The sequence below is a fragment of the Desulfoluna sp. genome, from assembly GCF_030145185.1.
GTDB lineage: Bacteria > Desulfobacterota > Desulfobacteria > Desulfobacterales > Desulfolunaceae > Desulfoluna.
In genome coordinates, this window is sequence record NZ_JAQYWB010000034.1 from 14322 (window position 1) to 29209 (window position 14888).

A 14888-nucleotide genomic window follows, 5' to 3' on the forward strand; every position below is an offset into this window, starting at 1 on the left:
AGGGAGTAGGGAGTAGGGAGTAGGGAGTAGGGAGTAGGGAGTAGGGAGTAGGGAAAAGAGCCTCCGGCGGCAAGGTGTGCACCTTTCCGCCGGAGGCATCGATTTTTGTATCGTTTATTTTTGTGCTGGCCCTTATTTTTTTGTAGCGTTGCTCCGTGGTTTTTCAAAGTGCTGGTAATCTTTATAAGAGGTCCAGTTCCCGCCCCAATCCCATCCAAGCCGCAGAAATGTTTTTACAATCGGGCTGTCCGCCGTCAGGGTTCCGGCAACCATTGGGTCATAGGTTGATCCTGTGGGCAAAACCGTATCGCCTTTGATGTAAGGGTTCTGAAACGGATTGATATCAATGGCTCTCCCTTGTGCATGTTTGGACAGCCGGGTCGTGCTTCCTGTGATCATTCTGTAATTGAATGCCGATGTATTATTGGCCTCCATGGAAAGATCATCATCCCAGGAATTGTTTTTGCGAAAGTGCTTATCGGAAATGGGAATCACCGAATAAATAACAAAATGCTCGTTGAGTGCCTGTTTGAATACCGTTTTGATATCTTCTTCCAGCTCGCCATCAACCACCACCTGGCCTTCATGAATGCGATTGTCATATGAGTAATATTTAACCTGCACAATTTTCTGCTTTTTGCGCAGCTCTTCCGGGCATTTTGGATTCAGACCATTAAACGCTTCGTTTTCGGTCATCCTGGCATCGATGACGGAAACGTCCGGAGTCACCTGCTTGCTTTCAGCGTAGCTTGGGTTGCTGACAGCCAACAGCATAACGAATAAAGGGAAAATATAGAACAAGCGACTGAATTTACTTGTGGTCGTAGTTTTGATCATTTTAAAAAAGTTCCAATCTTTTCATCATTATATTTCCGGTTTATGTATTGCGAATATTCTAAATGCTTTATGTTAAGTAAAGTTGCATAACGTAACATGGAATATACTTTTGAACAAGCGGTTACTATAATAAGGAAATATACGAAAAGGGTGTGATCCCTCCTCTCTTTTCAGCGGTGAATGCGCTTCACCCGCCCTACGAGCCCGCTCTCCAAGCGCACTTTTATCCCATGGGGATGGGTGGCCGATTTTGTGAGAAGATCCCGGACGATCCCTTTGGTGAGGGTTCCGGTTCTCTGATCTTGTTTCAAGACGATGGAGACAGTCAGTCCCGCTTTGATATCTGCCCGTTTCGTGCCCTCATCCATGATAAAAACCTCCTGATGACTCTTTTTTGTTGGTTCCCCGGTCAGGAAACCAGCGTGGAATACACCCGTATCTTTCGGGGTGTTTTTTTGTACCGGAGGCCAGGCCAAGGCGGGCCTCCAGAAGCATCTCGTCATAAATCAACGGTGGGATATGACAAAAAAAGATAGCATATATTCATCGTTATTTTAAGCCCTGGAAAGCCCCTTCGCCCCCGAGACAAGGCTTCATCATCCTCTCCTGGATTCTCTCTCGCAGTGTTTTCGGTATTAGCATAATCAATGGTTAATAAAGAAAGTATCAATATATAGTATTGGAATATTCACGATCAGCCGGATATGAAGAGACGAAATTTTACTGACACTTTTTTCAATGTGAACCGTCACACACCATGATAACCAACCATTTCAGGGGTTAAAATACTTACAATGAAGAGACTACTTATTTCTTTAGCCTTACTCTCCCTCATGGGAAGCCTCCTCTGCACAGGGTGCAGCGCACCGTCAAAGCCCACCGAAGGCGCGGTCCAAAGCACCCAAATGAATATCGGCTACCTGGCCTCACCCGAACACCTCCTCTATTTTGTGGCCAAAGAGAAGGGCTTTTTTGAAGAGGAGGGCATCGATGCCAAACTGTACCAGTTTACAAACTCTGCCGAAGGGTTAAACGCCACCCTCTCCGGCAAACTCGACGTGGGGAGCTTCGGCGTCTCTGCTCCCCTGGCTTTTACGGCAAAGGGAGCGGATATCGTCGTCATTGGCGGGCAGAACTCCGGGGCCTGCGCCCTAGTCTGTAACCCTGGCCGGTATGAGGAGCTGAAGGATATACGCAACTACGCAGGGAAAAAGATCGCCAGTGTTCGTCTCTCCACCGCCGATGTTATCTTTCGGGGGGCGCTTATTGATGCGGGCATCGACTGGCGAAAGGGAGAGGCCCAGATTATCGAGATGGAATCGCCGGCGTCTACCATGGAGGCCCTGAAGAAGGGCCGTGTGGATGCGGCGCTGATCTGGTCCCCCTATGTGGCCATGGCCGAGGACCAGGGGGTGAAAATCGCCATGCACATCACCGATCTTTTTGACAACAATGTCTGCTGCCGCCAGGCCGTCATGGGCTCTGAGCTGAAAGAAAACCCTGAGCGCTGGCGCCATTTCATGGCCGCCCTCATCAAAGCCTACGATTTTTATCAGACCCACCATGAGGAGACCATCGACATCACCGAAAAATATGTGAAAGTCGACAAGAAATACTTGAGAAAAGAGACCTATGCCGATGACGCGACCATGATCTGCAGTCCGGATCCTTTGAAAAAGTCCACCCAGCGGTACTGGAATATTATGAAGGATACCGGCTTCATCCATTCAGATATCGCCATCAAGGATCACATCGATACTTCCATCTACAAGGCCGCCCTGGCCCGGCTCCTCCAAGAGAATCCGGACAATGAGAGCTACAAAAAACTCACGGCGGAATTTGCCCTCAACAACTAAGCCTTTTTTAGGTTGCGGGAAGAAATAAAAGCACAAACAGCAATGCCTCCGGCGGCAAGGTGAGCCACCTTGAAAGCAGGTTTGCGAATGCTCTATCCCGGATATTTCACGAGTCGAGTGCACCCATATTCAAGGCATCAGAGCTGCAGATGTAGTGGTTTACCTCAAAGCTCTGATAATGCAGAAGATGGGTGCACTCGGCTCGCCCGAAGAGTGAGAAAAGCGAGTAGAATACGGTGAATTGCATTTTTGAAATGCCTGTAGCTTACCTTGGTAACGTGCCGTAATAATGTATTATTGTTTTGGTATGGTCGTTTTCTCATGAAATATCCGGGCTAAGGCCGTCTGTAATCCGGGCACCCCGCGTCCGCATTCGCGTGAAGGGTGAGGGGGTGCCTTATACGCCGCAAATGCATGAGCTTCCGGTGCTTCCGTGTCAATTCACAGGTTGGCATGAACCGGAACAACTCAGGCGGCCAGGGGAGCCACCCTCCTCTGGCTTTCTGGAGAGAAAAGGGAAAAACAGATGGAAAAGATCCGACTGGACAATGTCTCCTTTGCCTATTCGCAGCAAAAATCGATGATCCCGGTGATTAGCGGAGTCGATCTTTCTGTGGCGGCAGGGGAGTTTGTCACCATTATCGGCCCCAGCGGCTGCGGGAAGAGCACCATCCTCAGCCTTTTGTCCGGGCTGAACAGTCCCTCTGAAGGGGATATTCTCATCGATGGAGAGGCGATCCGGGGGACCGGTACCGAGCGCGGGGTCGTTTTTCAGCACTACTCTCTTTTTCCCTGGATGAGTGCCCGCAAAAACATCATTTTTGGTCTCCGGCAGTTAAAGCCGCGCCGATCCCATAAAGAGCTGGCCGAGATCACAGACCGCTACCTCTCCCTGGTGGGCTTGGACGATGTAGGGGATAAGTATCCCAACCAGTTGTCTGGTGGGATGCAGCAGAGGGTGGCCATTGCCCGGGCCTTTGCCATGGACTCGGACATTCTTCTGATGGACGAGCCTTTCAGCGCCGTGGATGCCAAAAACAAAATGGGGCTCCAGGGCTTGCTCCTCGATTTATGGAACAGCGGTCCCCGGAAAAAGACCGTGGTATTCATTACCCATGATGTGGATGAAGCCATCCTCTTATCAGACCGAATCGTTGTCATGTCGGCCTGCACCAAGGGAATCAAAGAGATCATTCGGGTTAATTTTAATCGCCCCCGAAACCGATCCGCCCTTATTAAAACACCCGAGTATGCGGCGATGCGTCATATGCTGATCAATTTACTCTTCGACGATCTCATCGAAGAGGTGGCCGTTTAGGAGAAAAGACCCATGAATACTTTATGCCGGGCCGAAAAGGCCACCGACACTCCCCAAAAAGGGTTCCACACCATCGCTCTCCGGCTGCCGCTCCGTCTGGCAGATATCCTTTTTATCTCAGCCATGGTTTTGGCCGCCCTGCCGGGTAAAAGGACCATGGCCTTTGAGTACCGAGGTTACCTCATGGGCCTTCTCGGTCTCATTGAACTCCTCTACTGGCTTCACCAAACCATGCACAAAGAGCCCGTAAGGAAAAAATCCTCCGGAGATATCGCGGCCGTTATGTTTACAGGCATCATCGTCTGGGAACTCATGACGAGTCACCTGGATCTCCTTCAGCATCTTCTTTTTCCGGTGCCGGGCAAGGTGGTGGCCGTCTTTATAAGCGAGCTCCCCGTCTTTGCCCGCTGCCTGGTAAGTTCACTGGGGCTCCTCGGGGCCGGATACCTCCTGGCCCTGATCACGGCCATCCCCCTGGCCCTGATCATCGGATGGCGCAAACGCCTCTTTGCCGCCGTTAACCCCTTGACCAAGGTGCTGGGACCCATTCCGCCCATTGTCTATATCCCCTACGCCATCGTCATCTTGCCCACCTTTAAATGTGCCTCTATTTTTATTATCTTCATTGGGGCCTTCTGGCCCATCTTTATCGGCACACTCAACGCCACCTTCAATGTGGACAGGCACCTCATCGACTCGGCCCGGGTTCTCAATGTTTCGGAGAAAACCATGCTCTTTGAGATCATCCTCCCCGGCATCATGCCCGCCATCATCAGCGGGGCCACCCTGGGCCTGGTCTTCTCATTTATCCTCTTAACCGCCGCCGAGATGATCGGCGCCTCCTCGGGGCTGGGATGGTACGTCAAATACTTCTCCGATTTTGCCGATTACCCCCGGGTTGTGGCGGGTATTCTCTTCATCGGGTGTGTGGTCACAGCCATTACCGGATGCTTCGAAAGGGTCGAACGCCGCCTTTTGAGCTGGAAAAATTAGAGAAAAAGCGATGCCTCCGGCGGCAAGGTGAGCCACCTTGAAAGCGGGTTGCCGCAGCGCTTTAACCCTCGTTCCTCGGGTCAAATCACAGCGGCATCTTTCATGAAAATTGTGCATTTATTTTTTGCGTGAGCCTTTAATGATAAAGGGTCGCCATTTCTTTGTAACTGTTCAGCGATGCCTCCGGCATGGGGAGTTTCCTGGATAAAAAATACATGATTGCCACTTATTCCCATCCCTCATTAGGAAGGTTGGGAAGGGGTGCCAATCAAGACCAATAATGGTGTTTAAACACACGATTTGTCGTGGCATAAGCCGGTTGGCATGGAGCGCCGCACTCCTGTGCGGCACGAACGATGACGCATCCACAAAAAAAGCCGCACCGGAGTGCGGCGCTCCAGAGCCGGTTGGCTCAGCCATGGTCGCGAATTAACTTCGTGGTGAATCACATATGGCTGAAAAAGAATGGTAATCAGAAAAAAATAAGACCTGTTTATCAAACCCAGCCCATAAAAATTGGCAAAAGTTTGGCTCCCGGCAGGGCCGCCGGAGGCATTTTTCTTACCATAAGATCCCAGCTGGGGTTTTAATCATATCGATAAGGGGAAAACGCGTGATGGAGTCACAAGAGAGTTTGCTCAAAGAGTTGTCGAACCATGTGGTGGACATGGCCGAGGAAGAGGCTGTGGAGACGGCAAAGCGCTACATCGACGGGGGTTTCGATGCCTACGAGGGCATTGACCAGGGGCTGGCAGTCGGCATGGAGAGGGCAGGGCAGCTCTACGAGGAGGAGGAGTATTATATCCCTGAGCTGCTGATGTGTTCCGATGCCATGTATGCCGGCATGGATATTTTAACCCCCCATTTAAAGGCAGATGAGAGCAAGGACCGGCACAAGGTGGTCATGGGTGTGGTGGAGGGGGACACCCACGACATCGGTAAGAACCTGGTCAAGATCATGCTTGAGACCGCCGGCTTTGAGGTGGTGGACCTGGGACGGGACGTCCCCCCGGAGGACTTTGTCAGCAAAGCCATGGAGATCGGCGCTGAGATCATCGGCCTGTCGACGTTGATGACCACAACCATGGAGAACATGGAGCGCGTGGTGCAGCTCCTTGCGGAAAAAGGTCAGTCGCAGATTCGGGTGATGGTGGGCGGTGGCCCCATCTCCTCGGGATTTGCCCGGAAAATTGGGGCTCATTACTCTCGAAATGCTTCTCGGGCCGTGGAGCTGGCCAAGAGCCTGGTCGGGGAGGTCATCCCATGCTAACCGATCAGATGACCCCCATGGAACGGGGCAAGGCCCTGGCCAAGGGCGAAAGCGTCGACCGCCTCCCCTGCAATCCCAACGTCGCCAACGGCGTGGCCCGTATCTACGGGTGCAAAATCTCGGAGTTCAACACCAGCGCCAAGGCCATTGCCAATGCCCAGATCGCCTCCTATCGCCGCTTTGGATACGATGGCGTTCGGGTCTTCACCGATCTCTTCCCCTGGGCCGAGGCCATGGGAGCGACGGTGAGTTTCCCCGATGACAACACGGCCGACCTGGCAGAGCCCGCCGTCAAGGAGATCTCCGAGATTTATAACCTGGAGCCGGCAGATCCGTACAAAGATGGCCGCCTGCCTGTCCATATCGATGCGATGAAATACCTTGTTGACGAGCTTGGTGATGAGGTGGGATGTGCCGGAGGCCTTGTGGGGCCTTTCTCCAACGCCTTCTTCCTCTTCGGTATCGAGACCTTTACCAAACTTATCTTTAAAAACCCGGAGGCGGTGCACAGGGCCTGTGAAGTTTCCCTTGAGACCTGCATCCGATACGCCCAGGCCATCATCGACCAGGGGCTGACCCCCACCATCTCCGAACCTCTCTCCTCGTGCACCGTGGTGAGCCCCAAGCATTTCCGGGAGTTCGGAGCCCCTTACATCAAAAGGCTCGTGGCGTATATCAACACCCATGGCAAGCCTGTTACCATGCATATCTGCGGAAAAACAGACAAAATCTGGGAAGACATCGTCGATATGGGGGTTGCCGGATTCAGCGTCGATAATGTCGTCAATCTGAAACAGTGCAAGGAGCAGATCGGGGATCGCGTGAAGATTCTCGGCCACGTGGACCCGTCGGCCATTATCTATGCCGGCCCCCCCGCCGAAGTCCGCCGGGCCGTGGCCGACTGCGTGCAGCAGGCCTGGGACAGCCCCAAGGGGTATGTCATCATGTCCGGTTGCAGCCTGCCCGTGGAGACCCCTTCTGCGCACATCGATGCCATGATGAATGCGGCACGGGAGATCGGCTATCCCGTGGTACCTGAAAAGCTGGATCGCATGATTGCAGAGACCCCTGAGGCCTCCACCCAGCCGGAGATCATCACCCCAACCGCCTCAGGGATATGCACATGCCCACATTGATACCCACAAAGGAGAGGCTGACTCCCAAGGATAGGCTGACCCTGGCCCTGCAGGGAAAAACCGTGGATCGTCCGCCCTGTATCTGCCCCGGCGGCATGATGAATATGATCGTGGAATCGGTCATGGACAGGACAAAGAGTCCATGGCCCGAGGCCCACAGCGATTCTCGGCTCATGGCCGATCTGGCGGCGGGCATGTACGAAGGGGGAGGTTTTGAAAATTACGGGGTCCCTTTTTGCATGACCGTGGAGGCCGAAAGCATGGGGGCACCGGTCTCCATGGGGTCACGCACCCATGAACCCCGGGTGACGGATTACCCCATAGACGCAGTCTCCCGGTGGATAGAACTAAGGGATATCGATGTAACAACGGGCCGGGCAAAGGTGGTGATCGAGGCGATCCGGCACTTAGGGAAAAAGAACCCGGAGGTCCCCATCATCGCCAACCTCACCGGCCCCATCAGCCTGGCCACCTCCCTGATCGAACCGGTGCTCTTCTTCAAGGCGCTGCACAAAAAGCCCGAAGAGGCCCATGAACTCCTGGAGCATGTCACAAAAAATCTCATCGCCTTTGGCAAGGCCCAGCTGGAGGCAGGGGCCCAACTCCTCACTATCTCCGATCCCAGTGGTACCGGAGAGATCCTGGGACCCAGGATGTTCGCACGGTTTGCGCTTCCCTATCTCAACGCCATCGTCCGGGAGCTCAATGATTTCGCCAAGGCAGGCACTATCATCCATATCTGCGGACGGCTGAAAGGCATCTACCAGGAGCTGAATCTCCTGGGCTGCGATGCCCTCAGCTTCGACGCCATCACAGATGTCCGGCAGGTGGCAGAACATGTCACCGGCAAGGTCCTCATGGGCAATGTCAGCACCTTTGCCTTAGAGAACAGCGGCCCCGAAAAGATCACCGCCCTCTGTAAAAGTTGCCTCGCCCATGGGGTCGATATCCTGTCCCCGGCGTGCGGCATCGGCCCCCGCACCCCCTTTGAAAACATCCAGGCCATGGTCAACGCGGCAAAAAAGGGAGAGAAGAAAGAAGGGGCAAACAAAGAAGGGACGTAACGGTTTAGTTTATGCCTCCGGCGGCCCTGCCGGGGGCTAAACTTTTGCCTGATTTTATAAAGGCGGGTTTAACAAACAGGTTTTAAATATGTATTTCGTATTTACGTCGCCGGAGGCTTTTTTTGAGCTGAATAGTCACAAAGGGAAAAACAGGGGTCGTCTCTCTTAACGATCGATTCAGAAGTGCCCCCCCCTCGCGTTTTCTAGGGGGAAGCCCCTTCTGCTCTCTCGTTCCCAGGCTCCGCCTGGGAATGCTCCCCGGAGGCTCTGCCTCCATGTTTGAAACCCAGCAACCTGTAAGTTTCCCCCTGCGTTACGGCTTTCCGTACCGGCAAGGCGGAGCCTTGCACCCGACACTCCCAGGCGGAGCCTGGGAATGCTCCCCGGAGGCTCTGCCTCCATGTTTGAAGCCCAGCAACCTGTGAGTTTCCCCCCTGTGTTACGGCTTTCCGTACCGGCAAGGCGGAGCCTTGCACCCGATACTCCCAGGCAGAGCCTGGGAGTGAGAAAAATAATAATACAATGGGCGGCTAAAATACCGATGGGCTTTGACCCGAGGAATCCGCCTACACCCATGTCTAAGCGTCATCATTTGACGCACGTCAGTGGGCTACGGCGCGACAAGCGATCCGTCTTCGCCTGCGGCTACGCCGTGACATGGGGGCAAAGCCCAGCGGTAACCTGCTTTCAAGGTGGCACACCTTGCCGCCGGAGGCTTTTTTTTTAAGCTGAATAGTTACGAAGGAAAAAACAGATGTCACATCTTTTAACGATCGATTCAGAAACGCCCCCCCTGGCGTTTTCCAAGGGGAAGACCCTCCTTGAAATCCTTCAGGACCATGGCCGGGCTCCGGAGAGCCCCTGTGCCGGTAAGGGGACCTGCGGCAAGTGCCGGGTGAAGATTCTCGCCGGAGAGCTCTCTTCCCCCACCGAGGAGGAGACGGCGCACCTGACCCGGGAGGAGCTCGGCCAGGGGCTTCGGTTAAGCTGCCAGGTGATCCCGTCCGGGGATGTCCACCTGTCGCTGATGGCGGAGAAGAGCCAGGTTCACGAGATTTTAACCGACGGGGAGATGCCGGAGATCTCCGTGGCGCCCTGGATGGCCAAGCGGGTGATCCCCCTTACCCCGGACGCCTTAAAAAGCGGGCTCTCCCATGAGGCTCTGATTGAAAAGGCCTTAAACGCCCCCTTGGCCCCCGGCGAGCCTTCCCTGCTGGCGAGTCTGGCCATGAGTCTTCCAGCCGAACAGGTCACCGCCATCTGTGCGGGAGATCGCCCCGTGGGGATAGAGCCCGGCGATACCCGTGATCAGATGTACGGTATCGCCGTGGATATCGGCACCACCACCGTGGTGGCCGCCCTCATCGACCTGAACTCGGGACGGGAACTGGGCTGTGAGTCGGCGATCTCTCCCCAGAAAGAGTACGGTCTCGATGTCTTGTCCCGGATCGATTTTGTTCGGCGGGAAGAGAGGGGACTCCGCACCCTGCAGGAGGCCATGGTCACCTGTTTGAATGAGCTTGCCTTCACCCTTGCTCGCCATGCACGTATCTCCATAGAGCAGATCTACGAGATGAGCGTGGCGGCCAACGCCACGATGATGCACCTGCTCCTGGGCGTTGACACCCACTCCATCGGTCGGGCACCCTTTGCCACCGTCTTTTCCAGGAGCCAGTCCCTTCCGGCCACCGCCATTGGGTTGCGACTCGCCCCCTTTGCACGGCTCTACTGCCTGCCAGGGGTCTCCAGCTATATTGGTGCCGATATCGTTGCCGGGGTGGGGGTCTCCCGACTCGCACAAGGGAAGAAAAATCGCCTCCTCATCGACATGGGCACCAATTGTGAGCTGGTCCTGGCCAAGGCCGGCACCCTGACCTCCTGCTCCTGTGCCGCCGGTCCGGCCCTGGAGGGGATGAACATCAGCTGTGGCATGCGGGCCGCCGAAGGGGCTATTCAGGACGTGACGATCCAGGACGGCGCCATCACTTTGGACGTCATCGGCGGGAAAGCCCCCACAGGCATCTGTGGCAGCGGTATTCTATCCGCCATTTCCGAGATATCCCGCGTCGGCCTCATGGCAAAGACCGGGCGCTTAAAGAAGGGGGCCGATCTTGGGTTTGATGCGGCCTCCCTGGCCCCCTTTCTGATAGAGGCAGAGGGCAAAAGAGCGGTCACCCTCTCGTCCGGCCCCCAGAAAATCATCATCACCCAGGACGATATCCGCCAGGTGCAGCTGGCCAAAGGCGCTATTCTCTCGGGCATCCATGCCCTCCTGGAGTCCATGGAGATCCCCATGGAGGCCCTCGATGAGGTGATTATCGCCGGTCAGTTTGGTGCCCACCTCAGCGTGGAGAGTCTCATGGGCATAGGCATTCTGCCCCGGAGCCTGGCTGGAAAGATACGCTATATCGGTAACGCTTCAAAAACAGGGGCACGGATGTGCCTGCTCTCTAAGGAAGTCCGCACGGAGATGGAAGAGATCGCCACAGACGTCCACTACCTCGAACTGGCCACAAAAAAAGGGTACGAGCGGCTCTTCACCCGGTGCCTGAGTTTCAGCGAAACCCTGGAGGCCCCCCGGCCGAGGAGCAGATGCGCATGAACCCAGGACCCGAATTCAGATGCACCCACCCCGGCACCGAAGAGATCCCCGAAGCGCTTATCGATGAGCTGGGATTCAAAGTCCCAGAAATTCACACCGACACCCGGGAGATGGCACGCCTGGCCCTCGCCCTGAAAAAAGATCGCGGCGACGGCCTCTGCCGCCTCCCCTTCTGCATGACCGTGGAGGCCGAAGCCATGGGGGCCCAGATCACCCTCGGCAACAAGAGAAACGGCCCCCGGGTGGCGGGTTATTGCCTTCCGGATATCGATGCCGCCATGGGGATACAGAGGATCGACCTCTCCCAGGGAAGAGCGTTGGCGGTTCTGGATTGCGTAGCCGATCTAAGCACCCAGGGTGAGGCCGTGGGGCTAAATATCCACGGCCCCTTTACCCTGGCCTCATCCCTTATCGACCCCCGGCACCTCTACAAGGGGATGAGACAAAAAAGCGAGGCCGTGGATCATCTCATGCGGGTGATCGAGGCCAGCATCGTGGCCTACGCCCTGGAAGGGATAAAAAGGGGGGCTCAGCTCCTCTCCTACGCCGATCCCGCCGGAGCCATGGATCTCATCGGCCCCAAGCTCTACAAGGAGGTTAGCGGAAAAATCACCGCCCGGATCTTACAAAAAATAGAGGCGTCTAATGAAAATACCCTCCTGCACCTCTGCGGTAAGACCTCCACGGCCCTGGAAAAATGCGGTCTAAGCAGCTCCGAGCCCGTCCCATACGACCCGGAGCTCACCTACGGAGAAGCACTTACGGCGTTTTTAAAGCAGCAGCCCGGGGTCAGTATTGTGGGCCACAGCTGCATGAAACAAACGCCAAAGCACAATCGGCACCCAAGGTTGTGGGCGATCCATCTCGGCTCATAAAAAAAGCCTCCGGCGGCAAGGTGGGGGCACCTTGAAACCCTATAGCGAATGCGTGGAGATTGTCGTGATGCCCTTGTTTTCTGGGCATTCGCGCCAAGGGTGATACTCGGCAACCGGCACTGCTGAAGACGCCGATATCATGATTCCGAAAAACAGGGTGAGGGGCCTCCTGGCGAAAAACGCTTAGCCCCCAGCTAAAAAAGCCGCGACGGAGCACGGCGCGCCCAGGAGGGTGTCGTCTCTCCGCTCGTTGTCAAAGCCATGGCCGTGTTCCCCTTCGGTGGGGGCCATCTTTCTTCAATCTCTCAACAGCGCTGTTTTTCGGGCGCGCCGTGCTCCGTCGCGGCATTTACGCGATATCGATGGAAGGGAGTCGCTCGTTGGGATGTGATAACGGATGCGAGATAAGTTTAGCTACCGGCAGGGCCGCCGAAGGCATAATTTTCACAGAGAAATGCATGCGGTTTCTCAAAAGGCCGCTGTGATTTGACCACGAGGAACGAGGGGGCAAAGCGCAGCGCAAACCCGCTTTCAAGGTGGCTCACCTTGCCGCCGGAGGCTTGCTTTTTGCTTTTTGCGTATTCCTAACGAACGACCCAGGAGAGATCAGCAGTATGAAATGGGAAGAACTTCGGAGGCGTCTCCTTCCGTGGGGCGTATTGGCCCTTGTGTTGATGGCTGTAAGAGGGGTGGCGTCCCATGGCATCCATGACCCCCTGATGCAGGACAAGGTTCCTCTGCTCTATTTGACCCTCATCTTTTTGGGGGGATTGATCATCATCGGCGGGGTCAAGGGGATAAAATCCATCTTCACACTGATCTTCACCATCTGGGTTATCCTGAAGGTTCTCCTTCCCCTTATTCTGAAAGGGTACAACCCGGTTTGGGTCACCATGGCCCTTTGTGCCCTGGTGATTGCCGTCACCTTAAGTGTCATCGGCGGGGTTAATCGAAAAACCCTGGCAGCCACCATCGGAACCTTCGGCGGGGTCACCATCGCCGGGCTTTCGGCCCTTATTATTGGTCATATGGCCCAGCTTACCGGCCTTGGGAACGAAGAATCCATCCACCTCATTCTCTACTCCCGTCACATCGATTTCAGGGGGCTTCTCTTGGCAGGCATTATCATCGGCGCTTTAGGGGCTGTGATGGATGTGGGCATCTCCATTGCTTCTGCCATGCATGAGATCCGAGTTGCAGATCCCGGGATCGGGGAAAAAGAGTGGATCGCAGCCGGCATGAAGGTGGGCCGTGATATCATGGGCACCATGTCCAATACCTTAATTCTTGCCTATGCAGGCAGCAGCCTGAACCTCCTGCTCCTTTTAACGACCTACGATCTTCCTTTGAATGAAATCATCGGACGAGACACCCTGGCCGCAGAGGTCCTGCGAGCCCTGGCCGGCAGCGTGGGGCTTCTCTTTACCATCCCGGCCACCGCCATCGCCGCGGGGAAACTTGAAAAGGGTTGAAAAGGGGTTATCCCGCATCGTTGGCGCATATATGTATTTTGCTTTCTGTGGTCAGGTAAAATTGATATGGCAGGCCATGGCTTGAAAACAACAGGGGTGATAACGAGTAGGCATAACTGCCTGCCTTTGACACGATAACAAGATCACCGATGGTGGCTTTTGGAAGCATGGCATCCTTGACAAGGACATCCGTTGCTGTGCATAAGCTGCCAACAACCGTTACTTTTTCAAGACACGATTTGTCTCCATCTGGAATCATAACTTCAAAGGCATCGGTTGCCGTAAATAAGGGCTCTGAAGCTTTTAATGTGGCATTTTCAGGTGAATAATCCATTAAAAGCTCAGCAATAGAGGGCCTTAAAAAACCATTGAGCCCTTTTTGCACAATCAGGTATTTGGTTCCGTGAGATTCTTTAATATCGACGATACGGGTCACATACTGGCCCGCTTCGCACGTGATAAACCGGCCGGTTTCAATGATGAGTCGAGCGTTGAGTTTACTCTTAAATCGTTGAACCAACCCTTGGCTGTCACGGCTGAGTTTTTCCATGTCAAGGGGTGTGTCATGGGCAAGAGAGTAAACAATGCCAATCCCTCCGCCCAGGTTGATGAATTCCATCTCCCATCCCAGGGTTTCTTGACAAAACAGACCCAGCTCAACAATTTTTTCATAATATCGATAGAGCTTACTGTGATCAAGAATCTGACAGCGCAGATGAACATGTATTCCAACGATTTTTATGTGTGAAAAACTGTTAAGAAATGCTTTCTGCTTTATCAAGGTGTGTTCATCAACGCCAAATTTACTGCTCGATCCTTTTCCTCCATCCATAGAAAAGTCAATGTTGACTCGGAGCCCAACTTTTGTATGCATGTTTTTTTGTTTTGAGATGTCATTGATCAGCACCAATTCGTTGTAGCTGTCCGCAATAATGATGGCCTTGTCTATTGTTTTTTCGATATCCTTGCGAGTTTTACCGGGGGCTGAATATAGAATTTTTTCATAAGGAACGCCGGCTTTTTGGCCTATCACCACTTCTTCTGCTGAAGCGGCATCTGCGCCAAAGCCCTTGGATGCGACAAATTTGACGATAGGATCCAGTGGGTTGGTTTTTATTGAATACAAAAATTCATAGTGCGAAAAATTTTCTAACAATATGTTAATCTGCCCGGATATTTTTTTTTCGTCATAGATGTAAAAAGAGTCATCGTATTGTGCCATTAATTCTTTGATTACATTGAACGTTTCTTCCATTAACTTTCCCTTCGGACGGCTCTGACCTTGTTAATTTAGGCTATCGAGGTGACACTTATAGAACGGTTTCGCGGCGTTTCCGTCAAAAAGCGATGCCTTCTATGCTCTTGTGCCTGGAAAACAGGCTCCAGCTGACAGGGGATGATCCCTGAACCTTAGCCCGGATATTCCATGAGAAAACAATCGAAAGTAAGGAATAACATATAATTA

General features: G+C 53.9%; 12 protein-coding genes. 9 read left to right on the top strand and 3 right to left on the bottom strand.

Going from position 1 to position 14888, the window contains the following annotated elements:
- Positions 1–132 precede the first annotated feature (132 nt).
- Together Q1Q75_RS12330 and Q1Q75_RS12335 are read right to left on the bottom strand one after the other, a co-directional pair.
- Complete coding sequence (locus tag Q1Q75_RS12330) at positions 133–837, bottom strand: M15 family metallopeptidase (protein WP_300670898.1); 705 nt, start codon at positions 835–837, stop codon at positions 133–135.
- 170 nt (positions 838–1007) lie between these two features.
- Positions 1008–1205 (bottom strand): YwbE family protein, encoded by a 198-nt coding sequence (locus Q1Q75_RS12335; protein WP_300670901.1) that lies wholly within the window; start codon positions 1203–1205, stop codon positions 1008–1010.
- Between the two features lie 426 nt (positions 1206–1631).
- Here Q1Q75_RS12335 and Q1Q75_RS12340 point away from each other — a divergent pair, with 426 nt between their 5' ends.
- The 9 genes from Q1Q75_RS12340 to Q1Q75_RS12380 all read left to right on the top strand — a co-directional run bounded on the left by Q1Q75_RS12340 (position 1632) and on the right by Q1Q75_RS12380 (position 13423).
- Complete coding sequence (locus Q1Q75_RS12340; protein WP_300670904.1) at positions 1632–2693, top strand: ABC transporter substrate-binding protein; 1062 nt, start codon at positions 1632–1634, stop codon at positions 2691–2693.
- A 526-nt stretch (positions 2694–3219) separates the two neighbouring features.
- Entirely contained in the window at positions 3220–4011 is a 792-nt protein-coding gene (locus Q1Q75_RS12345; RefSeq protein ID WP_300670906.1) for an ABC transporter ATP-binding protein, read from the top strand.
- Positions 4012–4023: 12 nt separating this feature from the next.
- Positions 4024–5004 carry an ABC transporter permease gene (locus tag Q1Q75_RS12350; protein WP_300670909.1) on the top strand — a complete coding sequence of 327 codons (981 nt, stop codon included), beginning with the start codon at positions 4024–4026 and terminating at the stop codon, positions 5002–5004.
- Positions 5005–5620: 616 nt separating this feature from the next.
- On the top strand, positions 5621–6274 hold the full coding sequence (locus Q1Q75_RS12355; protein ID WP_300671009.1) for a corrinoid protein: 654 nt from the start codon (positions 5621–5623) through the stop codon (positions 6272–6274).
- Complete coding sequence (locus Q1Q75_RS12360) at positions 6268–7410, top strand: uroporphyrinogen decarboxylase family protein (protein ID WP_300670912.1); 1143 nt, start codon at positions 6268–6270, stop codon at positions 7408–7410. Before Q1Q75_RS12355 ends, Q1Q75_RS12360 begins: the two co-directional genes overlap by 7 nt.
- Positions 7398–8474 carry a methylcobamide:CoM methyltransferase MtbA gene (locus Q1Q75_RS12365; protein WP_300670915.1) on the top strand — a complete coding sequence of 359 codons (1077 nt, stop codon included), beginning with the start codon at positions 7398–7400 and terminating at the stop codon, positions 8472–8474. The genes Q1Q75_RS12360 and Q1Q75_RS12365 overlap by 13 nt, the downstream gene beginning before the upstream one ends.
- Positions 8475–9228: 754 nt before the next feature.
- Positions 9229–11076, top strand: coding sequence for an ASKHA domain-containing protein (locus Q1Q75_RS12370; RefSeq protein ID WP_300670917.1), 1848 nt, complete (start codon positions 9229–9231; stop codon positions 11074–11076).
- Positions 11073–11951 carry a uroporphyrinogen decarboxylase family protein gene (locus Q1Q75_RS12375; RefSeq protein ID WP_300670920.1) on the top strand — a complete coding sequence of 293 codons (879 nt, stop codon included), beginning with the start codon at positions 11073–11075 and terminating at the stop codon, positions 11949–11951. Before Q1Q75_RS12370 ends, Q1Q75_RS12375 begins: the two co-directional genes overlap by 4 nt.
- A 614-nt stretch (positions 11952–12565) precedes the next feature.
- A complete protein-coding gene (locus Q1Q75_RS12380; RefSeq protein ID WP_300670951.1) occupies positions 12566–13423 on the top strand; it encodes a YibE/F family protein in 858 nt (285 codons plus the stop codon).
- Between the two features lie 7 nt (positions 13424–13430).
- On the opposite strand, the gene Q1Q75_RS12385 is transcribed toward Q1Q75_RS12380, so the two are convergent.
- The gene (locus tag Q1Q75_RS12385; protein ID WP_300670953.1) at positions 13431–14678 is read right to left on the bottom strand and encodes a hypothetical protein; all 1248 of its coding nucleotides are present in this window, start codon (positions 14676–14678) and stop codon (positions 13431–13433) included.
- Positions 14679–14888: the final 210 nt, after the last annotated feature.

Coding starts and splice junctions, on each gene's coding strand:
- Q1Q75_RS12330 (WP_300670898.1), bottom strand. CDS start 837: ATGATCAAAACTACGACCACAAGTAAATTCAGTCGCTTGTTCTATATT.
- Q1Q75_RS12335 (WP_300670901.1), bottom strand. CDS start 1,205: ATGGATGAGGGCACGAAACGGGCAGATATCAAAGCGGGACTGACTGTC.
- Q1Q75_RS12340 (WP_300670904.1), top strand. CDS start 1,632: ATGAAGAGACTACTTATTTCTTTAGCCTTACTCTCCCTCATGGGAAGC.
- Q1Q75_RS12345 (WP_300670906.1), top strand. CDS start 3,220: ATGGAAAAGATCCGACTGGACAATGTCTCCTTTGCCTATTCGCAGCAA.
- Q1Q75_RS12350 (WP_300670909.1), top strand. CDS start 4,024: ATGAATACTTTATGCCGGGCCGAAAAGGCCACCGACACTCCCCAAAAA.
- Q1Q75_RS12355 (WP_300671009.1), top strand. CDS start 5,621: ATGGAGTCACAAGAGAGTTTGCTCAAAGAGTTGTCGAACCATGTGGTG.
- Q1Q75_RS12360 (WP_300670912.1), top strand. CDS start 6,268: ATGCTAACCGATCAGATGACCCCCATGGAACGGGGCAAGGCCCTGGCC.
- Q1Q75_RS12365 (WP_300670915.1), top strand. CDS start 7,398: ATGCCCACATTGATACCCACAAAGGAGAGGCTGACTCCCAAGGATAGG.
- Q1Q75_RS12370 (WP_300670917.1), top strand. CDS start 9,229: ATGTCACATCTTTTAACGATCGATTCAGAAACGCCCCCCCTGGCGTTT.
- Q1Q75_RS12375 (WP_300670920.1), top strand. CDS start 11,073: ATGAACCCAGGACCCGAATTCAGATGCACCCACCCCGGCACCGAAGAG.
- Q1Q75_RS12380 (WP_300670951.1), top strand. CDS start 12,566: ATGAAATGGGAAGAACTTCGGAGGCGTCTCCTTCCGTGGGGCGTATTG.
- Q1Q75_RS12385 (WP_300670953.1), bottom strand. CDS start 14,678: ATGGAAGAAACGTTCAATGTAATCAAAGAATTAATGGCACAATACGAT.